Here is a 22,107-nt window from a genome sequence, read left to right as displayed (position 1 = left end):
ACACGTCACGCTATTCACAACAGCGGCAGCTGTCACAGTGGCTTCATGAGCCCCGTGGCTATCCCGACGCAGCCAGCGATTCGGGCATGACACGCGGTTATAACGGTCGCGGCGAGCCGCCACGCGGCGGCTGGTTCGGGTGGTACTTTGACACCGCCTTGCGTATGGGTGTACGGTTGGACGTTGCGCTGGCTGCCTCCTGTCCATACCTCAATTTGCACACGTAAGTTCCACCTTCCGGTGTTACTTCTGTTGTTGCCTGTTCGGGTTTCGTTCGGGTTGTGACCAGCGGAATTCGTAGCAGACAAGCGACGGTCGCGGACCACCACGCGACCCGCGTGAGGTGCTGGAAGGACGCATCTTGGCAGTCTCCACCCAGACCAAGGCAGTTGCCGGAATCCCCGGAGCCCCGTTGCGGGTGTCTTTCGCGAAGATCCGTGAGCCCTTGGAGGTGCCCGGACTTCTCGATCTACAGACCGACTCATTTGCATGGTTGATCGGCTCGCCCTCGTGGCGTGAAAAAGCCGCGGCTCGCGGCGACGGCGGACTAACGGGCGGTCTGGAGGAGGTGCTCGAGGAGCTCTCGCCGATCGAGGACTTCTCCGGGTCGATGTCCCTGTCTTTCTCGGATCCTCGTTTCGAGGAGGTCAAGGCCTCTATCGACGAGTGCAAAGACAAGGACATGACCTATGCGGCCCCGTTGTTCGTGACCGCCGAGTTCATCAACAACAACACCGGTGAGATCAAGAGCCAGACGGTCTTCATGGGTGATTTCCCGATGATGACCGATAAGGGCACGTTCATCATCAACGGCACCGAGCGCGTGGTCGTTTCGCAGCTGGTGCGTTCGCCGGGTGTGTACTTCGATCACTCGGTCGACAAGGGCACCGAGAAGGATCTGCACAGTGTGCGGGTCATTCCGTCGCGTGGTGCTTGGCTGGAATTCGATGTCGACAAGCGCGATACCGTCGGTGTGCGCATCGACCGCAAGCGTCGGCAGCCGGTTACCGTGCTGCTGAAGGCGCTGGGGTGGACCACCGAGGAGATCGTCGAGCGCTTCGGCTTCTCCGAGATCATGATGTCGACCCTGGAGAAGGACAACACCGCCGGTCAGGACGAGGCGCTGCTGGACATCTACCGCAAGCTGCGTCCGGGCGAGCCGCCGACCAAGGAGTCCGCGCAGACCCTGCTGGAGAACCTGTTCTTCAAGGAGAAGCGCTACGACCTGGCGCGCGTCGGTCGCTACAAGATCAACAAGAAGCTCGGCATCCACCTCGGCGAGCCGATCACCGCATCGGTGCTCACCAAGGAAGACATCGTCACCACGATCGAGTACCTGGTGCGTCTGCACGCCGCTGATAAGGCGATGACCGCGCCGGGCGGCGAAGAGGTGCCGGTCGAGGTCGACGATATCGACCACTTCGGCAACCGTCGCCTGCGTACCGTCGGCGAGCTGATCCAGAACCAGATCCGGGTCGGCCTGTCCCGCATGGAGCGCGTGGTCCGCGAGCGGATGACCACCCAGGACGTCGAGGCCATCACGCCGCAGACCCTGATCAACATCCGTCCCGTCGTAGCCGCGATCAAGGAGTTCTTCGGAACCTCGCAGCTGTCGCAGTTCATGGACCAGAACAACCCGCTGTCGGGTCTGACCCACAAGCGTCGCCTCTCGGCGCTGGGCCCGGGTGGTCTGTCCCGTGAGCGCGCCGGTCTGGAAGTCCGCGACGTGCACACCTCGCACTACGGCCGCATGTGCCCGATCGAGACCCCGGAAGGCCCGAACATCGGCCTGATCGGTTCGCTGTCGGTGTACGCGCGGGTCAACCCGTTCGGCTTCATCGAGACGCCTTACCGCAAGGTGGTCAACGGTGTGGTCACCGATGAGGTGAAGTACCTCACCGCTGACGAAGAGGACCGCCACGTTCGCGCGCAGGCCAACTCGCCGGTCGACGCCGATGGCCGCTTCATCGAGGAGCGCGTGCTCTGCCGTCGGGGCAATGACGAGAACGAACTCGTCCCCGCCGACGAGGTCGACTACATGGATGTTTCGCCGCGCCAGATGGTTTCGGTCGCGACCGCGATGATTCCGTTCCTCGAGCACGATGACGCCAACCGTGCCCTCATGGGTGCGAACATGCAGCGCCAGGCCGTGCCGCTGATCCGTTCCGAATCCCCGATCGTGGGCACCGGTATGGAGCTGCGCGCCGCGGTCGACGCCGGTGATGTCGTGGTGAACGAGAAGCCCGGTGTGGTGGAAGAGGTTTCGGCCGATTACGTCACCGTGATGGCCGACGACGGTACCCGCAAGAGCTACCGGATGCGCAAGTTCGCCCGCTCGAACCAGGGCACCTGCGCCAACCAGCGCCCGATCGTCGACGAGGGTCAGCGCGTCGAGTCCGGTCAGGTGCTCGCCGATGGTCCGTGCACCGAGAACGGTGAGATGGCGCTCGGTAAGAACCTGCTCGTGGCGATCATGCCGTGGGAAGGCCACAACTACGAGGACGCGATCATCCTGTCGCAGCGCCTCGTGGAGGAGGACGTGCTCACCTCGATCCATATCGAGGAGCACGAAATCGACGCCCGCGACACCAAGCTCGGTGCCGAGGAGATCACCCGGGATATCCCGAACGTCTCCGACGAGGTCCTGGCGGATCTGGACGAGCGTGGCATCGTGCGTATCGGCGCCGAGGTGCGCGACGGCGACATCCTGGTCGGCAAGGTCACCCCGAAGGGTGAGACCGAGCTGACCCCGGAGGAGCGGCTGCTGCGCGCGATCTTCGGTGAGAAGGCGCGTGAGGTGCGCGACACCTCACTGAAGGTGCCGCACGGTGAGTCCGGCAAGGTCATCGGCATCCGCGTGTTCTCGCGCGAGGACGATGACGATCTGCCACCCGGTGTCAACGAGCTGGTCCGGGTGTACGTGGCGCAGAAGCGCAAGATCCAGGACGGCGACAAGCTGGCCGGTCGGCACGGCAATAAGGGTGTTATCGGCAAGATCCTCCCGACCGAGGACATGCCGTTCATGCCCGACGGCACCCCGGTGGACATCATCTTGAACACCCACGGTGTGCCGCGTCGTATGAACATCGGCCAGATCTTGGAGACCCACCTCGGGTGGATCGGCAAGGCGGGCTGGGATGTCGGCGCTTCGGATGGTTCCCGTCCGGACTGGGCCAGGGCACTGCCGGAGGAGATGTTGGCGGCTCCGGCCGATTCCAATATCGCCACCCCGGTGTTCGACGGCGCTCGCGAAGAGGAGCTGACCGGCTTGCTCGCCTCGACCCTGCCGAACCGCGACGGTGAGCGCATGGTCGACGACAACGGCAAGGCCACGCTGTTCGACGGGCGTTCCGGTGAGCCGTTCCCGTACCCGGTCGCGGTCGGCTACATGTACATCCTGAAGTTGCACCACCTGGTCGACGACAAGATCCACGCCCGTTCGACCGGTCCGTACTCGATGATCACCCAGCAGCCGCTCGGTGGTAAGGCGCAGTTCGGTGGTCAGCGCTTCGGTGAGATGGAGTGCTGGGCCATGCAGGCCTACGGCGCCGCCTACACGCTGCAGGAACTGCTCACCATCAAGTCCGACGACGTGGTCGGTCGCGTGAAGGTGTACGAGGCGATCGTCAAGGGCGAGAACATTCCGGAGCCGGGCATTCCGGAGTCGTTCAAGGTGCTCCTGAAGGAGCTCCAGTCGCTGTGCCTCAACGTCGAGGTGCTGTCTTCGGACGGTGCGGCGATCGAGATGCGCGACGGCGATGATGAGGATCTGGAGCGCGCGGCCGCGAACCTGGGCATCAACCTGTCCAGGAACGAAGCCGCGACCGTCGACGATCTGGCGAACTAGGCGGTAGGGCCGGATGTCGTGCACGCCGACGATATCCGGCCTCCGCGCTCGACCAACTAGTGAACTTTTTGCTCGAATTCGACCCGAATAGGGGAAAGGAAGTTACGTGCTAGACGTCAACTTCTTCGATGAACTCCGGATCGGTCTGGCCACCGCCGAAGACATCCGCCAGTGGTCCTTCGGCGAGGTGAAGAAGCCGGAGACCATCAACTACCGCACGCTCAAGCCGGAGAAGGACGGCCTGTTCTGCGAGAAGATCTTCGGTCCCACCCGGGACTGGGAGTGCTACTGCGGTAAGTACAAGCGCGTCCGCTTCAAGGGCATCATCTGTGAGCGCTGTGGCGTCGAGGTGACTCGTGCCAAGGTGCGCCGTGAGCGGATGGGCCACATCGAGCTGGCCGCTCCGGTTACCCACATCTGGTACTTCAAGGGCGTGCCCTCGCGCCTCGGGTACCTGCTCGACTTGGCGCCGAAGGATCTGGAAAAGATCATCTACTTCGCCGCCTACGTCATCGTCGGCGTCGACGAGGAGTTGCGTCACAACGAGCTCTCCACGCTCGAAGCCGAGATGGAGGTCGAGAAGAAGGCGGTCGCCGATCAGCGCGACGCCGATCTCGAGGCCCGCGCCCAGAAGCTGGAGGCCGATCTGGCCGAGCTCGAGGCCGAGGGTGCGAAGTCCGATGTCCGCCGCAAGGTCAAGGACGGCGGCGAGCGCGAAATGCGTCAGCTGCGCGACCGCGCCCAGCGCGAGCTGGACCGGCTCGACGAGATCTGGAGCACCTTCACCAAGCTGTCGGTCAAGCAGCTCATCGTCGACGAGGTGCTCTACCGTGAGCTGATCGACCGCTACGGCGAATACTTCACCGGCGCCATGGGTGCGGAGTCCATCCAGAAGCTGATGGAGAACTTCGACATCGACGCCGAGGCCGAAACGCTGCGCGAGACCATCCGCAGCGGTAAGGGCCAGAAGAAGCTGCGCGCGCTCAAGCGGCTCAAGGTTGTGGCGGCCTTCCAGGCCAACGGCAACTCGCCCATGGGCATGGTGCTCGACGCCGTTCCGGTGATCCCGCCGGAGCTGCGCCCGATGGTTCAGCTCGACGGTGGCCGCTTCGCCACCTCCGACCTGAACGACCTGTACCGCCGCGTGATCAACCGCAACAACCGCCTCAAGCGACTGATCGATCTCGGCGCGCCCGAGATCATCGTCAACAACGAGAAGCGGATGCTGCAGGAGTCCGTGGACGCGCTGTTCGACAACGGCCGCCGCGGCCGTCCGGTCACCGGACCGGGTAACCGCCCGCTGAAGTCGCTGAGCGATCTGCTCAAGGGTAAGCAGGGTCGTTTCCGGCAGAACCTGCTCGGTAAGCGCGTCGACTACTCGGGCCGTTCGGTCATCGTCGTCGGTCCGCAGCTGAAGCTGCACCAGTGCGGTCTGCCCAAGCTGATGGCGCTGGAGCTGTTCAAGCCGTTCGTGATGAAGCGTCTGGTCGACCTGAACCACGCGCAGAACATCAAGTCCGCGAAGCGGATGGTCGAGCGGCAGCGTCCCCAGGTGTGGGATGTCCTCGAAGAGGTCATCGCCGAACATCCGGTGCTGCTGAACCGTGCGCCCACCCTGCACCGCCTCGGCATCCAGGCCTTCGAGCCGCAGCTGGTGGAAGGTAAGGCCATCCAGCTGCACCCGCTGGTCTGTGAGGCGTTCAACGCCGACTTCGACGGTGACCAGATGGCCGTGCACCTGCCGCTGTCCGCGGAGGCGCAGGCCGAGGCCCGCATCCTGATGCTGTCCTCGAACAACATCCTGTCGCCCGCCTCGGGTCGCCCGCTGGCCATGCCGCGTCTGGACATGGTGACCGGTCTGTACTACCTGACCCGCCTCGAAGATGGCGCGAAGGGCGAGTACCAGGCGGCCACCAAGGACGCGCCGGAACAGGGCGTGTACTCCTCGCCCGCCGAGGCGCAGATGGCGGTGGACCGTGGTGAGCTGACCGTGCGTTCGCTGATCAAGGTGCGGCTCACCGACCAGCGGCCGCCGAAGGCCGTCGAGGTGGAGCAGTTCCCGGACGGCTGGAGCCGCGGCGATGCGTGGATCGCCGAGACCACCCTCGGTCGCGTGCTGTTCAACGAGTTGCTCCCGGCGGACTATTCGTTCATCAACGAGCAGATGCCGAAGAAGCGTCAGGCCACGATCATCAACGATCTGGCCGAGCGCTACCCGATGATCGTGGTCGCGCAGACCGTCGACAAGCTGAAGGACGCTGGCTTCTACTGGGCCACCCGTTCCGGTGTGACGGTCTCGATGTCGGACGTGCTCGTTCCGCCGGAGAAGACCGAGATCATGGAGCGCTACGAGGCGCAGTCCGATCAGATCGAGAAGAAGTACCAGCGTGGTGCTCTCGACCACCAGGAGCGCAACAACGCCCTGGTCAAGATCTGGCAGGAAGCGACCGAAGAGGTCGGTAAGGCGCTGCGTTCGCACTACCCGGCCGACAACCCGATCATCACGATCGTCGACTCGGGCGCGACCGGTAACTTCACCCAGACTCGTACCCTCGCCGGTATGAAGGGCCTGGTTACCAACCCGAAGGGTGAATTCATCCCGCGGCCGATCAAGTCCTCCTTCCGTGAGGGCCTGACGGTGCTGGAGTACTTCATCAACACCCACGGTGCCCGTAAGGGTCTGGCCGACACCGCGCTTCGCACCGCCGACTCGGGTTACCTGACCCGTCGTCTGGTGGACGTCTCGCAGGACGTCATCGTGCGCGAGCACGACTGTGGTACCGAGCGCGGCATCCTGGTGCCGATCGCGGAGAAGCAGTTCGACGGCTCGCTGATCCGGGACGCGCATGTGGAGACCTCCGCCTACGCGCGGACGCTCGCGGCCGATGCGATCGACGCGAACGGCAATGTCATCGTGGAGAAGGGCGCCGACCTCGGTGACCCGGCCATCGAGGCGCTGCTCGACGCCGGCATCACCGATGTGAAGGTCCGCTCCGTGCTGACCTGCACCACCGGCACCGGTGTCTGCGCCACCTGCTACGGCCGCTCGATGGCGACCGGCAAGTTGGTGGATATCGGTGAGGCCGTCGGTATCGTCGCCGCGCAGTCCATCGGTGAGCCCGGTACCCAGCTGACCATGCGTACCTTCCACCAGGGTGGTGTCGCGGGTGACGACATCACCGGCGGTCTGCCCCGTGTGCAGGAGCTCTTCGAGGCTCGTGTGCCCAAGGGCAAGGCGCCGATCGCGGAGGTCTCGGGTCGGGTGCGGCTCGAGGACGACGATCGCTTCTACAAGATCACCATCATCCCGGATGACGGTGGCGAAGAGGTTGTCTACGACAAGCTCTCGAAGCGTCAGCGGCTGCGTGTGTTCAAGCACGACGACGGCACCGAGCGTCTGCTCTCCGACGGTGACCACGTCGAGGTCGGCCAGCAGTTGCTGGAAGGCGCGGCGGATCCGCATGAGGTGCTGCGCGTGATGGGCCCCCGTCAGGTGCAGATCCACCTGGTCCACGAGGTCCAGGAGGTCTACCGCTCGCAGGGTGTGTCGATCCACGACAAGCACATCGAGGTCATCGTGCGCCAGATGCTGCGTCGCGTGACGATCATCGATTCCGGTGCCACGGAGTTCCTGCCCGGCTCGCTCACCGAGCGCGCCGAGTTCGAGGCCTCCAACCGTCGCGTCGTCGCCGAGGGCGGCGAGCCCGCGGCGGGTCGCCCGGTGCTGATGGGTATCACGAAGGCGTCGCTGGCGACCGATTCGTGGCTGTCGGCGGCATCCTTCCAGGAGACCACTCGAGTCCTGACCGACGCGGCGATCAACTGCCGCTCGGACAAGCTCATCGGCCTCAAGGAAAACGTGATCATCGGCAAGCTGATCCCGGCCGGTACCGGTATCAACCGCTACCGCAATATCCAGGTCCAGCCGACCGAAGAGGCTCGTGCCGCGGCGTACGCGGTGCCGTCCTACGACGACACCTACTACAGCCCGGAAAGCTTCGGCGCCACCACCGGTGCCGCGGTCCCGCTCGACGATTACGGTTTCAGCGACTACCGCTGACCCGGTAGCAGCATTCGGCCCCCGCTCTGCTTGGAGCGGGGGCCGTTCGCGTTGCAGGCCCGTATGTCACGATGAGGCGCATGCGGTGGTGTGCGGCGGGCCTGGTCGGGGTGTTATTGGCCGCCGCCGATGTGGCAGCGGCGGATGGGCCGGGGCGCGCCTTCGATGTGGAGGCGCATCGGGGTGGGGCGGGGCTGGTGGTGGAGAACACCTTGGCCGCGTTCGCGAATGCGCTGGAATTGGGGGTCAGCACATTGGAATTGGATGTGCAGATTACGGCAGATGGATTCGCGGTGGTCACGCATGATCGGGATCCGAGTCCGGAGAAATGCGTCGATACCGCGCCCGCGTTTCCTGGTGATCCGAAGTTTCCGTATGTGCCTGGTACGCAGTTCATTCGGGATCTGACATTGGCGCAGGTGCGGACGATCGATTGCGGATCGAAGCAATTGGCCGCATTTCCGGATCAGCGCATCGCGCCGGGGGAGCGAATGCCGTTGCTGTCGGAGGTATTCGATCTGGTGCGGGCCTACCGCGCCGATGATGTGATGCTGAATGTCGAGACGAAGGTGGAGGCGGGAGCGCCGGAGCAGACCGCGCCGCGGGAGCAATTCGTGCAGGTGGTTGCGGCGGAAGTGCATCGGGCGCATTTCGAAAACCGGGTGACCATACAGAGTTTCGATTGGGGCGCGCTGATGCGGATGCGACAGGTCGAGCCGGAGTTGCCGATCGTCGCGCTGACCAATGGGCAGCAATTTCTGCAGGAAGGTCAGCCAGGTGCGTCACCGTGGTTGGGTGGGATCGATATCGATGACTTTCCTGGCACACTGCCGCAGAAATATGTCGCGGCCGCGGCGTCGTTCGGCGCGAATGTGCTGTCGCCGGTCCACGGCAGTCCGCAGGACGGCACGGTCGAGGATCCGGGCTACACGGCGTTCACGACGGCCGAACTGGTCCGCGCCGCACATGAGCGTGGCATGACGGTGGTGCCGTGGACGGTGGATGATCGCGCCACCATGACCGCGCTGATCGATCTGGGCGTGGACGGTCTGATCACCAATCGCCCCGACCTACTGCGCACCATCCTGGCCGAACGCGGCTACCGGCTGCCCAGGGCGTATCACCGCTGACTATCGGTCCCGATGCCGCACTCGCGGGCAGGTTTTACCGGCGATGTGGCATTTCTCCTCGAACCCCGCGGGTAGCCAGTTGCCGGACAGCAAGAGCGGATGGCTGGGGAACTGAGTGTGCGCTGCGAGTGCGAAAATCAGCACGGCCCATGGGCTGTGGACCTGGAGGAGATGTGGATTGCCGGTTCGGTCCGGATAACGGCAGATCAGCCGATCGGGACCGGGCATATCCACCATTTCCAGTCTCGCCCAATGCACCGAGAACGAATGATCGGCGTTGTAGCAGTACATCCGTCGGTCCGAAACCATGACCGAGCCGGGGCGTTCGGCCACCCAGCGCGGGTGCAGTCCGGCCTGGGCTCGGCGGCGTCGCGAACGGTTCGTCATGGCATTGCCGAGCTGGGCCGCCGCCACGAAGGACAATGAGCCGACCGCCGTCACGGTGTTCCGATTCCAGATTCCGTCCCCGACCGCCCGCCATTGGAACCAGACGGCGGGCCCCTCGGCCAGGCATATTTCGTCCGGTTCGGTTCGAACCATGGTTGCCCGGGGCGGCAGTTCGGCAAGCCGGTCATGCAGCAGGAAGTCGATGACACCGCAGGTGTACAGCAGATGGTCGTCCATCGTGGACCAACCCACCTGCTCCGCGATGATCCGATCGATATCGGAGGTCGGGTCGTACATCGGCCCTACCGTCCGATCGGTTGCGGACACATCGGCTTACCCTCGGCCTTCCTGGCCAACGCCGTCATGCAATATCCCATCGCGATAGCTGTGCCACCGCTGTCTATTGTGCCGAAGCCGAGCCGATCGCGCGATCGTCCGCCGGCCCCGTGCGCAGTGCGCTGCCGGATTCGTAGGCTGGTGTGGCCCTGAGTGCCGGGCCCGGCCGCCGACTTCGAGACGGGATCACACCCATGACCTATGGACAACAGCCCGGCTATGGCTACCCGCCGCCCCAGCCGCAGTTCGAGCCGAAAGCGCATCTGGGTTTCGCGGTCGTCGCCACGGTGATCGGAACACTGACCTGTCTGGTGGGGACGGCGCTCGGGCTGGTCGCGATCGTCTTCGGTACCCAGGTGCATTCGAAGTGGATCGCGAGCGATGTCGCCGGTGCTCTGGACGCGTCGAAAAAGGCGCGGGGCTGGGCGATCGGCGCCATGGTCGCGAATGTGCTGTGCGCGGTACTCGGGCTCGGCTACCTGGTCGTCACGCTCACCCAATCGTCTTCCTACTGACCCCGCGGTGGACAGCCGCTACTCCGCGGGGTATGAAATTGGAACACGTTTCAGTTCGGCGGGAGATGCGATGGACGACGGGACCATGGGCGATCTGGTGATGGCCGGATTTCAGAAGCTTGGGTTTGTCCAGTTCGCCGGTATCGAAGGTGTGGAGTTCAGTGCGGGCCGCAATGTCGTGACGATCGCGCCGAAGCCCGAACATCTCAACCACAACGGTGATCTGCATGCCGCGGTGCTGTTCGGCCTGGCCGAGACCGCGGCGATGGGCGCGTCGATCTCGGGCATTGTCGATCTGATGGGTGAGACTTTCATCGTCGCCCGTGACGGCCGGATCGAATATCTGGCGCGGGCCAGAGGGGAGGCGGGTCCGTTCCTCGCGACCTCCCGGTTGACCGCCGAAACTGTGGCACAGGTGCGCGCCGATATCGCGGCGCGGGTCGATGTCGAGTTGGCGGTGCCGGTGGATATCACCGACAGCACCGGAAAGTCCGTTGCCGCATCAGCGTTCACGGCCGTCATTCGGCCGCGCCGGAACTGACCCCGGGAGGGCGGTCCGAACCCGCCCTCCCGCACCGGATTTCAGCGCTCGCTATCGAGCAGTGCCATCTGTGCGGCAGCGTAACGGTCACCCGCGATCTGCTCCGCGGGCACGGCGGCCTCGATGGTCGCCAGTTCCTCGGCGCTGAGCTGGATATCCACGGCCCCGAGGGATTCCGACCAGCGCTGGCGAGTACGCGCGCCGAGGATGGGCACGATATCGGCGCCCCGGGTCAGCACCCAGGCAATGGCGAGTTGCGCTACCGAAACATCCTTCTCCGCAGCGATTTTCGCGAGGGCTTCGACCAATTTCAGATTCTGGTCGAGATTTTCACCCTGGAAGCGCGGACTGTGCGCGCGGAAGTCGGTCGGCGCGAAGGTCGCACCCGGACGCACCGAGTCGCTGAGCAGGCCACGCGACAGCACACCGTAGGCGGTGATGCCGATGCCGAGTTCCCGTACCGCGGGCAGGATTTCGGCCTCGATACCCCGGGAGATCAGCGAATACTCGATCTGCAGATCCGCGATCGGGTGCACAGCGGCGGCCCGGCGAATGGTGTCGACGCCGACCTCGGACAGGCCGATGTGCCGGATATACCCCGCCTCGACGAGTTCGGCCATGGCGCCGATCGTCTCCTCGATCGGGACGTTCGGGTCCAAGCGGGCAGGCCGGTAGATATCGATGTAGTCCACGCCGAGCCGCTGCAGGCTGTAGATGAGGAAGTTGCGCAGTGCGACGGGACGATTGTCGGTGCCGCCCCAGGTGCCACCCGGTCCGCGCAGTACGCCGAACTTCACACTCAGCACCATGTCCGCGCGGGGACGCTCGGCAATGGCCTTGCCGATCAGCATCTCGTTGTGACCGGCGCCGTAGAAGTCGCCGGTATCGATGAGGTTGGCGCCGGAGTCCAATGCGGCGTGGATGGTGGCAATCGATTCGGCGTCGTCGGTGACGCCGTACATGCCGGACATGCCCATGGCGCCGAGTCCGATGCGACTGACCGCCGGGCCGGTATTGCCGAGCTTGGTGGTGAGCTTCGATGTCGTCATGAGACAAGCTTGGCCCCTGAGCGCGGGCGGCGGCAGTGATGGCTTATCGGGGGATCGGCGATCCCTGGCTGGACCGCGCGTCATGCGGGACAGTGGTGTTATGGACCGATCTGAACTGGCCGATTTCCTGCGCAGGCGTCGCGAACAGTTGACGCCCGCGGATGTCGGGCTGCCACCGGGGGTACGCCGCCGCACGCCGGGCCTGCGCCGAGACGAGGTGGCAATGCTGGCGGGCATCTCCACCGACTACTACACCCGCCTCGAGCAGTCCCGCGGTCCTCGGCCCTCCACCCAGGTGCTGGCGTCGCTGGCGCGGGCGCTGCGCTCGAGCAATGACGAGCGCGACTATCTGTATCACCTGTGCGACCACGCCCCGCCCGGACGCGAATCCGCCGACAAACATGTCGGTCCCGGGATCATGCATGTGCTCGCGAAACTGGACGACACCGCGGCCACGGTTATCACCGACCTCGGCGAGGTGCTGGTGCAGAACCGGATGCACACCCTGCTCGTCGGCGACCACGCGAATCGGCGCGGCTGGGACCGGTTCTATGCTTGGCGCTGGTTTGCCGATCCGCAGTCGCGTTCGATCTTCCCGGAGGAAGACTGGGAGCGGTTGGGGCGCAACCACGTCGCGGATCTGCGCGCCACCGCGGCGCGCCGATCCGGCGATGCCGACGTCACCGAATACGTGAGCCGATTGCGTGCCGCGAGTACGGAATTCGAGCAGTTGTGGCACGAACACGCAGTGGCGGTGCGTACTTCGGATATCAAGCGGATCCTGCACCCCGAGGTCGGTGCGATCGATACAGTCTGTGAGACCATGCTGACCCCGAACGCGGCGCAGCGTCTACTCGTCTTTATGCCGCGTCCGGGCACCGATGCCGCGGAGAAGCTGGATCTATTGCGCGTCATCGGGACACAGCGCCTGCTACCACACGGCTCGCTCAGGGATTGAGATCGAAGTAATCCACCGCAGCCTGAATCGCGGGTTCGCCACCACCGACCGAAAGGCCCGCGAACGCGCCGATGGCCCCGCCGACCACGGTGGTGATCGGGACGGTGACCACGTCGAAGACGAAGAGGCCGAGCGGGAACCCGAGGACGAATCCGATGGCCGCACCGATCGCGGCTCCGGTCAGCACCTGCGGCATGGACTTCTCGACCTGATCGAAGAAGCGCTCCTGGGTGCTCACCTCACGTACCGGATCGTCGGCCGTCCTGATCGGGGTCAGCGAGAGCCGCGTGCCCGCGTCGTCGATGGCGGGCACTAGATCGATCCGATGTCCGGCGATCTTCAGCGCGGTCGGCAGCGCGGCGACCACCTGTCCGTTGCGATCGGTCAGCGAGATGACCTTATTGTCGCGGACCAGATCCCAGTGACCTTCCGAAATGGTCGTCACCACGGCGTGGCGATTCTCCGTCGCCGCAACGCGATAGCCGATGTGCTGGAAGGAACCCTGCAGATCGAGCGGTGCGTCGGCGGTCGAATTCGGTACGGGCGGTGCGGGTTCGGCGTGTACGACGCTGGTGCCGATCGTGGTGGCCGCGAGCGCGAGCAATGCCGTCGCGGTGATTCTGGAGATCCTCATCCTGCTCTTTCATCCGAGCACCGGCATGGAATGCCGGTTTGCTGCGGAAGAAAATACCTTGGTTCGGATTGTTTTGCGGTGCTTCGGATTCAGGTCCTGGCCGAACCGATCCGCCGCTTGCGCGGCTTCAGATGCAGACCGGGCAGCGGCGGGGCCGGGATGCGCTGCTGCGGTGTGTGGCCCGCGATATCGGCGAAACGTTCGACATCCTGCTTCTCCCAATCGTTTCGGGCCGCGACTATGTCCTCATGGCTGCGGCCGACGAAGTTCCACCACATCACCAATTCCTCGCCGAACGGCTCGCCGCCGATGAGCGCGAAATGCGCGCCCTCGGCACTGTTGAGCCGCAACTCGTCGCGTTCGGTGCCGAGGTAGAGCAGTGGGCCCGCGGCGATTTCGGTGCCATCGGCGGTGACAGTGCCCTCGATCACCATGAGCGCGTGCTCGAAATCGGGATCAAGGGCGATGGTGGTGTCGGTGCCCGGTTCGAGCCGCACATCAGCGCCGACGATCGGTGTATACGCCTTGGCGGGCGAGGTGAGTCCGGCGAATGTGCCGATCAGCACGATGGCGCGCAATCCGGGTGCCTGGTAGACCGGCAGCTCACGATGCTGTTCGAAATGCGGATCGATGCCGAGGCTGTTGCCGGGCAAGGCGATCCACAGTTGCAGGCCGTGCCCGGCGTGCGCCCCCGCGACGCCGTATTCGGAATGTGCGATGCCGCGGCCGGAGGTCATCAGATTCAGCTGTCCCGGCTCGATCTCCACATCGGAGCCGACCGAATCGCGGTGCCGGATGCGTCCGTCGAACGGCCAGGTCACCGTCTGCAATCCGATATGCGGATGCGGATCGATATCCGGTGACGCACCCGTCTTGGTCACCGTGGGCGAGCCGAAATGATCGAGGAAGCACCAGGCGCCGACGGTCGGCAGATCACGTTGCGGCAGTACACGTTCCACGTAGACGCCGCGCACCCCGCCGAGCGGAACCTCGCGGGCCGGATAGAGCTCCGCGACCGGACCGGGACCCGGGGTCGCCTCGCAGACCGCCTCCTCCGGATGCGGATCGAGATCACTCATCGTGTCACGCCCTTGCCGACTACATGCTCGTCGTACTGCGGATGCTTCTCCAGGTAGGCCTTGATGAACGGGCACAACGGCCGGATCACCCGGTCGCGGGCGATCACATCCTCGACCGCGTGCTTGGCCAGGACGGTGCCGAGGCCCTTGCCGGAGAACGCGCCATCGATCTCGGTGTGGATGAATACCGTCTCGTCGTCGCGCTCCTCGTACTCGCTGAACCCGGCCAGTTCGCCGCCGTAGTACACCTCGTAGCGCTTCTTCTCGTCGTTGCGGACGACCTTGCTCTCGGGCGTCGATTCGGTCATGGTCGGCTTCTCCTTCGTCGGGCGTACCGGGTGCTTGCTCAGGATCGACACGCGGTTGAACGCGCCGATCGTGGTGGCGACCCAGAGGATCGCCGAAACCTGCTCATCCGAAAGATGCTCCCGTGCCAGAGCGTAGTCACGGTCCAACGTGGCCTCGTCCGGCAGCGTCGTGGTGAGTTCGGCAAGTGCCAGCGCGGCCCGCTCCCGCGGCGTGAACAGCTCGGTGCGCCGCCACGCCGACAGGACGGCGAGTTCGCGCTCGCTGGCACCGGCCGCAACGGCCGCGCGATGGTGCACGTCCAGGCAGTAGGCGCAGCCGTTGATCTCCGAGACGCGCAGGTTGATCAGTTCGATGAGCTTGCGGTCGAGTCCGGCCCCGGCGCCGGCGGCGCGGACCGCGCTGGCCACGGTGTTCAACGCTCGAAACGCTTCGGGTGTTTGCCTATCGATGAACACACGTCTACCGGTGGACTCCATGATCCGGATAATAGAGCAGCACGGAATCGGACTGCGGTCCGGATGACGTGATGCGCTGGGTTCCTGGAATCTTGGGTGCCCTGGGCGTCAGGCGATCTCGTGGAACCGCCGGATCTGGAACGGCTCGATCAGGATCTCCTCCAGAATGGCGGCGCACTCCTTCAGATGCGGGGTTTCGAAATGCGCCGCGAGCGCCGCCTCGTCGACCCACTCTTCGAGCAGCACGACGCGGCTCGGATCGCTCGGGTGCAGATATAGCGCGTAGGCGACACAGCCTGCCTCGGCGAGCGTCGGCGTGACCATATCCTCCAGCGCCTCGCGCAGGTCGGTCTCGTGACCGGGCTTGGCGGTGAACCGGACATTGAGCGTCAGTGTGGACATCGATGACTCCTGATCTGCTGCGCGGTCGGTCATACCCGGCCGACGAAGGTGAATGAGTTATCCGCGTACCGGTCTCCGGCCAGGTCGTCGGCGATCGGCTCCAGCGCGCTCATATTTTGATCCGTTCACATGGTTGTGTGAGTGCGGCCGGTTTGACGCCGGCGATCTTGCCCTCGTACAGGTCGATCTTGTAATCGAGTACGGCCAGGGTCTGCCGAAGTTCGTCGATCTTGGCGAGTACTTCCGCGCGGGTATCACGGAACATCTGCAACCGCTCGGGCACGGTGGATTCCCCCTCCCGCACCAATTCGGCATAACGGACCATGTCCGCGACCGACATCCCGGTGGTGCGCAACCTGCCGATCAATGCCAACCACTCCAGATCGCGATTACTGAACCGCCGCTTCCCGGCGTGGTCGCGCCCGATGTAGTTCATCAGCCCGATCCGCTCGTACCAGCGCAGCGTGTCCCGACTCAGTCCCGACCGATCGGCCGCCTCGCCGATCGAATACTGCGGCTTCTCCTGATCCGCATCGATAACTTGCTGATCACCGACAACCTGATCTACGGCTCGACCCACTGCACTCGCCCTTCCTCGATGAACAGAACCGACGGTAGTTACCTGGAGCGCACTCCAAGCAAGCCTCAATTCTGCCGAATCACGGAATCGGCTGCAGCTGGTTGGGGAAGAACGACAGCAGCACGTTGCGAGCGGCTGAGATCCTCAGTCGCGCTGAGGGAGCTCCTGTACGGCCCATTTATTGCCATCCGGATCGGCGAAGAAGGTGAACAGGCCCCAGCCCATATCCTGCACCGGGGTGGCTTCAACACCCGCCGCGACCAGTTGCCGGTAGGCGTCCTCGGCGCTGGCGACGACCATCTGCATGCCTTCGACGCTGCCCGGTGCGGCTTCGGTGATGCCCTCGCCGATGCAGATGGAGCAGCCGGAGCCGGGCGGGGTCAGCTGGACGAAGCGCAGGCTCTCGCTGACGCGGTGGTCGTGGTCGGCGTTGAAGCCGATCTTGGTGTAGAAGTCCTTGGCGCGGTCCACGTCGGTCACCGGAATTGCGACGAGTTCGATTTTCCATTCCATCCGCTGATCATTGCAGTGACCTGCGAGCAGTCATTGTGGAAGGCATCGCATCGGCTCTACGGCGAGAACTGGTTTTCGCACCTACCCTGGTGACATGCCAGGTAAGGACATCGACCGGATCAGGGCCCGTTCGGCCTGGGCCACGGTCAAGGAAAGCCCATTGATCACCGCCGTCGCGGTGGCGCCATTCGTGCTGGCGCTCGGCGTCGTGTGGTGGCTGCTCGGCGGATTCGCCGCGTTCGTGCTGCTCGTCGTCCTCGGCGTCGTCGTGGTCGTCGGCGGCAAACTACTGCACTGACAGCACCCGCGATCAGCGCGGGATATGGAAGCGCACCAGATCACCGGTGCCCTCGTCCACCTGCGCCCACGGCCGGTCGAATTCGAGTACCGCGAGCGCCGACGTGGGGAACTTCCGGCTGAGCTCGATCGCCGGTTCGGAATCGCGATTGCTCGCCAACTCCCATGCCATCCACGGCATTCCGGGCGCATGCCCGATGACCAGTAGCGTCGCGACATCGTCAGGGCTGAGCTGGACCAATTCGATGAGCGTGCGCGGCGACGCCTCATAAATGCCGGCCTCGTAGACCACCGGCGCGGTAACTCCGGTGGCGGCCAGCGTTTCCCGGGTGCGCGTGGCGGTCGAGCAGCGTACCGCATCGATCGGCGGCTGGGTCTCGCGTAACCACTGACCGGCAAGTCCGGCCTCGCGCTGACCACGCGGAGCCAGCGGGCGCTCGTGATCGGAGATACCGTTGGGATAGGCAGACTTACCGTGCCGCATGAGGATAAGAGTCCGCACCATGGACATACCGTAAGCCCTCCGGAGGAGAGGCTTCGAACATACTCGAGGCAAACTGAAACCGGCATCACATCACGGCGCCTTCTGGGGCACCCTCCGCCGGCACCGCGACGTTGACGCTCCCGACCACTCCCGACCCCCTTGGGTGGCTATAGCCCAGGTACATTTTCGAGGATCTGCACAATATGGCCTACGTAATCACGCAGCGTTGTTGCAACGACGCCAGCTGCGTCACCGAGTGCCCGGTCGATTGCATCCGTCCCACCCCGGACCAGCCGGAATTCGCGACGACCGAGATGCTCTACATCGACCCCGACACCTGTATCGACTGCGGTGCCTGCGTTGACGCGTGTCCGGTGGAGGCCATCTTCGCCGAGGATGATCTGACCGCGTCGCTGGCCAGGTTCCGTGACATCAATGCCGCCTACTTCCAGCGCCATCCACTCGAATCGAACTTCGATCCGATCGTCACGCCCGCGCGTCCGCCCAAGGAACTCGGCACGCTGCGCGTCGCGATCGTCGGAGCGGGGCCCGCGGCCTGTTACGCGGCCGACGAACTGCTGCGCCGCTGCGATGTCGAGATCGAGATGTTCGATCGGCTGCCGACACCGTGGGGTCTGGTGCGTGCGGGCGTCGCCCCCGACCACCCGGGCACGAAGACGGTCTCCGGGCTGTTCGAATCGGCCTTCCGACGGGAGACGCTGCAGTACTACCTCAATGTGGAGGTGGGCTCGCACATCACCCATGAGGAACTGCTCGCCCATCACCACGCGGTCATCTACGCCGTCGGCGCTTCCTCGGACCGGCGCCTCGGTGTGCCAGGCGAGGATCTGCCCGGCAGCCATTCCGCGACCGAATTCGTCGCCTGGTACAACGGACATCCGGACTACGCGGATCGCGAGTTCGACCTGTCCGGCGAGCGCGCGGTCATCGTCGGCAACGGCAATGTCGCGCTGGATGTCGCCCGCGTACTGACGGTGGACCCGGACGAACTCGCCAAGACCGATATCGCCGACCACGCCCTGGATGCGCTGCGCGGCAGCAATATTCGCGAGGTCGTCGTGCTCGGTCGGCGCGGTCCGCTGCAGGCGGCCTACACCTCGCCGGAGTTCCTGGCACTGACGCATCTGAAGGGCGTCGATATCATCGTCGAGGAGGCCGATCTGGCGCTCGATCCGGGCAGCCAGGCGCTGCTGGACGATCCCGAGGTCGAGCCGTCGCTGGAGCTGAAGTACACCCTCGCCGAGGAATACGCGGCGGGGCGGCGCGATCCGGCCAATAAGCGGATCGTCTTCCGCTATCTGGTCTCGCCGACGGCACTGCATGGTGCCGATCATGTCGAGTCGGTGGAGTTCGCACACAACGAATTGGTCAGCGAGAATGGCCAATTGGTGGCGCGCACGACCGATCGCACCGAAACCTTGGACGCCGGATTGGTCTTGCGTTCCATCGGCTACAAGGGCGAACCGATCAAGGGTCTACCCTTCGACGAGCGCCGCGCTGTCATCCCCAATGAGCACGGCCGTGTCATCGGCGCGGACGGTATTCCGCTGCCCGGTGTGTACGTGAGCGGCTGGATCAAGCGCGGTCCGCGCGGTGTCATCGGTACCAACCGTACCGACTCCGAGGAGACCGTTGAGCAGCTCATCGCCGACTTCACCACGGGCAAACTCGGTGTGCCACAGGCGGATCGGGCCGCGCTGAAGGCGCTGCTCGAACAGCGGCAGGCCGATCTGGTCGACCGTGCGGGCTGGAAGGCGATCGATACCGCGGAGAAGTCCGCGGGTAAGGCCTCGGGCCGTCCGCGGGTCAAGTTCACCACGCGTGCGGATCTGCTCGAGGCCGCGCGCGGCTGAGCCGGAGACCGGCTCCGTTCCCGGTGAACCGAGCCGGTCTTTCTTACAGTGGCATGATGCGCACGACGGTCGTGGTGGTGCCGCCGACCACGAACCACAAGCGCAGCACCGGTCGCCCGTAGCGGTCCCCCGGTTCGTAGCGGCTGCGCACGGTGACATGTTGACGCGCCAGCACCGGCGCGACATACTCGATCACCGCGCGATGCGGTCCCGCGACCAGCTTGGGGTATTCGACCAGGAACTGTTCCACGGCCTGCCAGTAACAGGCATTGTTGACGTGGTTGTACTGGTCGATATCGGTAGCCCGCACCGGGAACGGCATATCGGTATCCGATTCCGGTGGGGTGGCGTCGGTGAGATACGGCCGCCAGCGCAAGCGGTGCTCATGGGTGGTCTGTGCCAGGTAGGCGAGGCCATCGTCGCTGATTCTCGCGGGCATATTGTTGGACTCGCTGATATTGATCCAGAAGCCCTCGGTCTCGATCAATCCGCCGTTCGCGCTGGTAATGCGCACCCGCATATTCGTCCACCGGGTGGACATGCTCGAACACCACCGCAGCAGCCGCACCTCGTCGGGCCACAGGATCGGCCGGATGACATCGATGACCGTACGACGGACGATCCAGCTCGGATCGGTGGTATGCAGATTCGTCTGCTGCAGTTGTTCCCAGGCGATGTCCTGCAGATAACGTGCGACGGCGTCGAACCGCAAGCGGTTGTACGGATCGACATCGCCAGCCCGGATGGGCCACGCCGACGCAAACCCCATGCCCTCCTGGGGAAGCGGGGCGAGTGGCTGATCGAGTGACACTGGTGCTCCTCGCGCTGCACGGTGTGCCGCGTTCTTTACGCTGCTGTTCTGAGACGACTTTACGGGGCGTACGTCACACCCTCGCGTCGAGCCGCCTCTACCCACCGATGTCGGTCCCCCGGAGCAGCATGGGGCCATGCCCGGCACCGACCTGCCCGCCGAACTCGGCAAACCGGCCGAACGCGCCCTGGCCGCCGCCGGAATCCAGCGCCTGGCCGACCTGACCGCATGGACCGAACGTGATCTTGCCGCACTGCATGGCGTCGGTCCCACCGCCATCGCCGAACTCCGCACCGCCCTCGCCGAACGGGACCAGAGCTTCGCGCCGCGTCAGTAGCCGACGTAGCCGTTGCCCTGGCTCATCGCCGCGATACCCGGGACATTCGAGAGCGCGCCGTAGCGCTCGATCGCATAGCGAGTGCCCGCGATGATGTTGTCGACCGGGTTCCAGATGTCGTCGTGGCCGTCCAACTTGTAGGCGTTGAAGGTCGGGTCGATGGTCTGCATCAGGCCCTTGGATGGAATGCCCGCCGCGGCATTCCTGTCCCAGAGGTTGATGGCGTTGGGGTTGCCGCCGGATTCCTTCTCGATAATGGTCGCGATGATCGCGGCGTCGCTGTCGCTGATGTTGTAGCCCTTTTCGCGCAGTGCCTTGATGGCTTCCTCGATCCACTTCTTCTGATCGCCGGTGGGCATGGTGGTGGGGACGTTGTACGAGGTGGTATCGCCCGAATACGAACTGCCGGAGGAGGTTCCGGAGCCGCCGCCATTGTGGTTGCCGGATATGTAGCTGGGCTTCGACGTCGTGGTCGAGCTCGGTGTGGTGCTGGTGTACTTCGGCTGCGGCACAACGGCATTCGGGTCACCGAGGCCGTTGAAGGCCTTCTCCAGGTTCTGTACGGCGGTGTCGACCTCGACTTTTGCGTCGCTGGCGGCCTGCTCCGCTTCCTGCAGTTTGAGGGTGATCTGGTTCGACCAGTTCGCCGCGTCGGCCTTGGCACGTATCGTGAGGTTTTGGGTGTCCGCGTTCTGGTTGTCCTGGTCGGACAACGGGCCGAGCAGCTCGGCGATCCGGGCTGTGGGATCGATGGTTCCGTCGGGGTTCACCGGGAAGCCGGTGATGAGACCCTGGCCGTCCGCCGGAATCGGCGAGGCGGTCTGGATCGTATTGCGCAGCTTGACGATCTCGTCCTTGAGGTACTGCAGTCGACCCACCTCGGCCTGGAACGCCGTCTGGAGTTCGTGCAACCGCGTACTGACTTCGGAGGTGCGGGTCTGCTCGGTTCCCATCCGCGTGTTGGCCGCAGCGGCGGCGGCACCGGACCAGATCCTGTCGGTTCCGAGCTTCGCGGTGTCTTCCGTTCCTTTGCGGACTGCGGCATCCAGATCCGTCGAGAGCTGGAGCGCGTTGTTTCCGGCGGTGGTGAGGTGTTCCGGCTCCCACTTCGCGACATCGTCGAGGGAGAGGGTCATGGCAGTTCCAGGCCGATCTTCTTCAGGTTGTTCGTGAAGTCGGTTTCGGCGACTTCGAAGGCGCCCGCGGCGTTGTGGGTGATCGAGGCGATTTTCTCGAGGCGCTCGCCGATTCGGGTCAGACTGCGGTTGACGGCATCGGTGGCCGGTGGCACCGCGGTGCCGAATGGGGTGCCGGGCAGTGCGTTCGCCGCGACGTTGAAGCCGTCACCGGCATTGAGCTTCTTGATGCCGCCCGCCTCATCGCCGAGATTCTTGGCGAATGTCTGCAGCGCGCCCGCGTCGACCCGCAACGTTCCCGGGTTTATCTGGTCCACCACGAAAAACTCCCCCTTCGTCCCCACCTCAGATCGCGGTCAGCATAGCAAAAACA

The 22,107-nt window shown here is 64.7% G+C and carries 21 protein-coding genes; 9 read left to right on the top strand and 12 right to left on the bottom strand.

The genetic code is table 11. The annotated features are described in order from the left end of the window. Window positions 1-343 precede the first annotated feature (343 nt). The 3 genes from rpoB (at window position 344) to AB0J29_RS16215 (ending at window position 9,037) form a co-directional block, all read left to right on the top strand. Complete coding sequence (gene rpoB / locus AB0J29_RS16225; RefSeq protein WP_364785811.1) at window positions 344-3,847, top strand: DNA-directed RNA polymerase subunit beta; 3,504 nt, start codon at window positions 344-346, stop codon at window positions 3,845-3,847. A gap of 106 nt (window positions 3,848-3,953) precedes the next feature. Further along, window positions 3,954-7,907: a DNA-directed RNA polymerase subunit beta' gene (locus AB0J29_RS16220; protein WP_364785808.1), complete on the top strand. Its 3,954-nt coding sequence runs from the start codon at window positions 3,954-3,956 to the stop codon at window positions 7,905-7,907. A gap of 80 nt (window positions 7,908-7,987) precedes the next feature. Then, complete coding sequence (locus AB0J29_RS16215) at window positions 7,988-9,037, top strand: glycerophosphodiester phosphodiesterase family protein (RefSeq protein ID WP_364785805.1); 1,050 nt, start codon at window positions 7,988-7,990, stop codon at window positions 9,035-9,037. Here the strand turns inward: AB0J29_RS16215 and AB0J29_RS16210 are convergent, their stop codons facing one another. Continuing rightward, a complete protein-coding gene (locus AB0J29_RS16210) occupies window positions 9,038-9,721 on the bottom strand; it encodes a hypothetical protein (RefSeq protein WP_364785802.1) in 684 nt (227 codons plus the stop codon). A 233-nt stretch (window positions 9,722-9,954) separates the two neighbouring features. Here AB0J29_RS16210 and AB0J29_RS16205 point away from each other — a divergent pair, with 233 nt between their 5' ends. Together AB0J29_RS16205 and AB0J29_RS16200 are read left to right on the top strand one after the other, a co-directional pair. After that, the gene (locus AB0J29_RS16205; protein WP_364785799.1) at window positions 9,955-10,275 is read left to right on the top strand and encodes a CD225/dispanin family protein; all 321 of its coding nucleotides are present in this window, start codon (window positions 9,955-9,957) and stop codon (window positions 10,273-10,275) included. A gap of 70 nt (window positions 10,276-10,345) precedes the next feature. Continuing rightward, entirely contained in the window at window positions 10,346-10,816 is a 471-nt protein-coding gene (locus tag AB0J29_RS16200) for a DUF4442 domain-containing protein (RefSeq protein WP_364785796.1), read from the top strand. 41 nt (window positions 10,817-10,857) lie between these two features. Here the strand turns inward: AB0J29_RS16200 and AB0J29_RS16195 are convergent, their stop codons facing one another. Next, complete coding sequence (locus tag AB0J29_RS16195; protein WP_364785793.1) at window positions 10,858-11,865, bottom strand: aldo/keto reductase; 1,008 nt, start codon at window positions 11,863-11,865, stop codon at window positions 10,858-10,860. Between the two features lie 100 nt (window positions 11,866-11,965). Here AB0J29_RS16195 and AB0J29_RS16190 point away from each other — a divergent pair, with 100 nt between their 5' ends. Next, window positions 11,966-12,823, top strand: a complete 858-nt coding sequence (locus AB0J29_RS16190; protein WP_364785790.1) for a helix-turn-helix transcriptional regulator — start codon at window positions 11,966-11,968, stop codon at window positions 12,821-12,823. Here AB0J29_RS16190 and AB0J29_RS16185 read toward each other — a convergent pair. The 6 genes from AB0J29_RS16185 to AB0J29_RS16160 form a co-directional block, all read right to left on the bottom strand. Next, complete coding sequence (locus AB0J29_RS16185; protein WP_364785787.1) at window positions 12,813-13,457, bottom strand: hypothetical protein; 645 nt, start codon at window positions 13,455-13,457, stop codon at window positions 12,813-12,815. The genes AB0J29_RS16190 and AB0J29_RS16185 overlap by 11 nt on opposite strands. Window positions 13,458-13,546: 89 nt before the next feature. Then, window positions 13,547-14,536, bottom strand: coding sequence for a pirin family protein (locus tag AB0J29_RS16180; RefSeq protein WP_364785784.1), 990 nt, complete (start codon window positions 14,534-14,536; stop codon window positions 13,547-13,549). Continuing rightward, window positions 14,533-15,321, bottom strand: coding sequence for a GNAT family N-acetyltransferase (locus AB0J29_RS16175; RefSeq protein WP_364785781.1), 789 nt, complete (start codon window positions 15,319-15,321; stop codon window positions 14,533-14,535). The genes AB0J29_RS16180 and AB0J29_RS16175 overlap by 4 nt, the downstream gene beginning before the upstream one ends. Before the next feature lie 87 nt (window positions 15,322-15,408). Continuing rightward, on the bottom strand, window positions 15,409-15,702 hold the full coding sequence (locus tag AB0J29_RS16170; protein WP_364785778.1) for a putative quinol monooxygenase: 294 nt from the start codon (window positions 15,700-15,702) through the stop codon (window positions 15,409-15,411). Window positions 15,703-15,811: 109 nt separating this feature from the next. Beyond that, window positions 15,812-16,282, bottom strand: coding sequence for a MerR family transcriptional regulator (locus tag AB0J29_RS16165; RefSeq protein WP_364785775.1), 471 nt, complete (start codon window positions 16,280-16,282; stop codon window positions 15,812-15,814). Between the two features lie 144 nt (window positions 16,283-16,426). After that, the gene (locus tag AB0J29_RS16160; protein ID WP_364785771.1) at window positions 16,427-16,795 is read right to left on the bottom strand and encodes a VOC family protein; all 369 of its coding nucleotides are present in this window, start codon (window positions 16,793-16,795) and stop codon (window positions 16,427-16,429) included. A gap of 94 nt (window positions 16,796-16,889) precedes the next feature. On the opposite strand from AB0J29_RS16160, the gene AB0J29_RS16155 reads away from it, so the two are divergent. Further along, complete coding sequence (locus AB0J29_RS16155; protein ID WP_364493755.1) at window positions 16,890-17,093, top strand: hypothetical protein; 204 nt, start codon at window positions 16,890-16,892, stop codon at window positions 17,091-17,093. 12 nt (window positions 17,094-17,105) lie between these two features. Here AB0J29_RS16155 and AB0J29_RS16150 read toward each other — a convergent pair whose 3' ends face one another. Continuing rightward, window positions 17,106-17,597 (bottom strand): histidine phosphatase family protein, encoded by a 492-nt coding sequence (locus tag AB0J29_RS16150; protein WP_364785768.1) that lies wholly within the window; start codon window positions 17,595-17,597, stop codon window positions 17,106-17,108. Between the two features lie 182 nt (window positions 17,598-17,779). On the opposite strand from AB0J29_RS16150, the gene AB0J29_RS16145 reads away from it, so the two are divergent. Next, a complete protein-coding gene (locus tag AB0J29_RS16145) occupies window positions 17,780-19,450 on the top strand; it encodes an FAD-dependent oxidoreductase (RefSeq protein WP_364785765.1) in 1,671 nt (556 codons plus the stop codon). Between the two features lie 43 nt (window positions 19,451-19,493). Here AB0J29_RS16145 and AB0J29_RS16140 read toward each other — a convergent pair whose 3' ends face one another. Beyond that, window positions 19,494-20,261 carry an acyl-ACP thioesterase domain-containing protein gene (locus AB0J29_RS16140; protein ID WP_364785762.1) on the bottom strand — a complete coding sequence of 256 codons (768 nt, stop codon included), beginning with the start codon at window positions 20,259-20,261 and terminating at the stop codon, window positions 19,494-19,496. A 136-nt stretch (window positions 20,262-20,397) separates the two neighbouring features. On the opposite strand from AB0J29_RS16140, the gene AB0J29_RS16135 reads away from it, so the two are divergent. Further along, on the top strand, window positions 20,398-20,598 hold the full coding sequence (locus tag AB0J29_RS16135; protein ID WP_364785759.1) for a DNA-binding protein: 201 nt from the start codon (window positions 20,398-20,400) through the stop codon (window positions 20,596-20,598). Here AB0J29_RS16135 and AB0J29_RS16130 read toward each other — a convergent pair. Both AB0J29_RS16130 and AB0J29_RS16125 read right to left on the bottom strand, forming a co-directional pair. Next, the gene (locus AB0J29_RS16130; RefSeq protein ID WP_364785756.1) at window positions 20,592-21,734 is read right to left on the bottom strand and encodes a transglycosylase SLT domain-containing protein; all 1,143 of its coding nucleotides are present in this window, start codon (window positions 21,732-21,734) and stop codon (window positions 20,592-20,594) included. The two genes, AB0J29_RS16135 and AB0J29_RS16130, sit on opposite strands and share 7 nt — an antisense overlap. Beyond that, the gene (locus tag AB0J29_RS16125) at window positions 21,731-22,054 is read right to left on the bottom strand and encodes an ESX-1 secretion-associated protein (protein ID WP_364785753.1); all 324 of its coding nucleotides are present in this window, start codon (window positions 22,052-22,054) and stop codon (window positions 21,731-21,733) included. Before AB0J29_RS16125 ends, AB0J29_RS16130 begins: the two co-directional genes overlap by 4 nt. Window positions 22,055-22,107 lie beyond the last annotated feature (53 nt).

This window comes from Nocardia sp. NPDC049707 (genome assembly GCF_040674855.1).
Taxonomy (GTDB): domain Bacteria; phylum Actinomycetota; class Actinomycetes; order Mycobacteriales; family Mycobacteriaceae; genus Nocardia.
The sequence above is the reverse complement of the archived record's forward strand: the minus strand, read 5'-3'. Positions and strand labels throughout refer to the sequence as shown.

Excerpts from the sequence above, each read along its gene's own strand:
- AB0J29_RS16215 (WP_364785805.1), top strand. The coding sequence starts at position 7,988 with ATGCGGTGGTGTGCGGCGGGCCTGGTCGGGGTGTTATTGGCCGCCGCC.
- AB0J29_RS16210 (WP_364785802.1), bottom strand. The coding sequence starts at position 9,721 with ATGTACGACCCGACCTCCGATATCGATCGGATCATCGCGGAGCAGGTG.
- AB0J29_RS16205 (WP_364785799.1), top strand. The coding sequence starts at position 9,955 with ATGACCTATGGACAACAGCCCGGCTATGGCTACCCGCCGCCCCAGCCG.
- AB0J29_RS16200 (WP_364785796.1), top strand. The coding sequence starts at position 10,346 with ATGGACGACGGGACCATGGGCGATCTGGTGATGGCCGGATTTCAGAAG.
- AB0J29_RS16195 (WP_364785793.1), bottom strand. The coding sequence starts at position 11,865 with ATGACGACATCGAAGCTCACCACCAAGCTCGGCAATACCGGCCCGGCG.
- AB0J29_RS16190 (WP_364785790.1), top strand. The coding sequence starts at position 11,966 with ATGGACCGATCTGAACTGGCCGATTTCCTGCGCAGGCGTCGCGAACAG.
- AB0J29_RS16185 (WP_364785787.1), bottom strand. The coding sequence starts at position 13,457 with ATGAGGATCTCCAGAATCACCGCGACGGCATTGCTCGCGCTCGCGGCC.
- AB0J29_RS16180 (WP_364785784.1), bottom strand. The coding sequence starts at position 14,536 with ATGAGTGATCTCGATCCGCATCCGGAGGAGGCGGTCTGCGAGGCGACC.
- AB0J29_RS16175 (WP_364785781.1), bottom strand. The coding sequence starts at position 15,321 with ATGGAGTCCACCGGTAGACGTGTGTTCATCGATAGGCAAACACCCGAA.
- AB0J29_RS16170 (WP_364785778.1), bottom strand. The coding sequence starts at position 15,702 with ATGTCCACACTGACGCTCAATGTCCGGTTCACCGCCAAGCCCGGTCAC.
- AB0J29_RS16160 (WP_364785771.1), bottom strand. The coding sequence starts at position 16,795 with ATGGAATGGAAAATCGAACTCGTCGCAATTCCGGTGACCGACGTGGAC.
- AB0J29_RS16155 (WP_364493755.1), top strand. The coding sequence starts at position 16,890 with ATGCCAGGTAAGGACATCGACCGGATCAGGGCCCGTTCGGCCTGGGCC.
- AB0J29_RS16150 (WP_364785768.1), bottom strand. The coding sequence starts at position 17,597 with ATGGTGCGGACTCTTATCCTCATGCGGCACGGTAAGTCTGCCTATCCC.
- AB0J29_RS16145 (WP_364785765.1), top strand. The coding sequence starts at position 17,780 with ATGGCCTACGTAATCACGCAGCGTTGTTGCAACGACGCCAGCTGCGTC.
- AB0J29_RS16135 (WP_364785759.1), top strand. The coding sequence starts at position 20,398 with ATGCCCGGCACCGACCTGCCCGCCGAACTCGGCAAACCGGCCGAACGC.
- AB0J29_RS16130 (WP_364785756.1), bottom strand. The coding sequence starts at position 21,734 with ATGACCCTCTCCCTCGACGATGTCGCGAAGTGGGAGCCGGAACACCTC.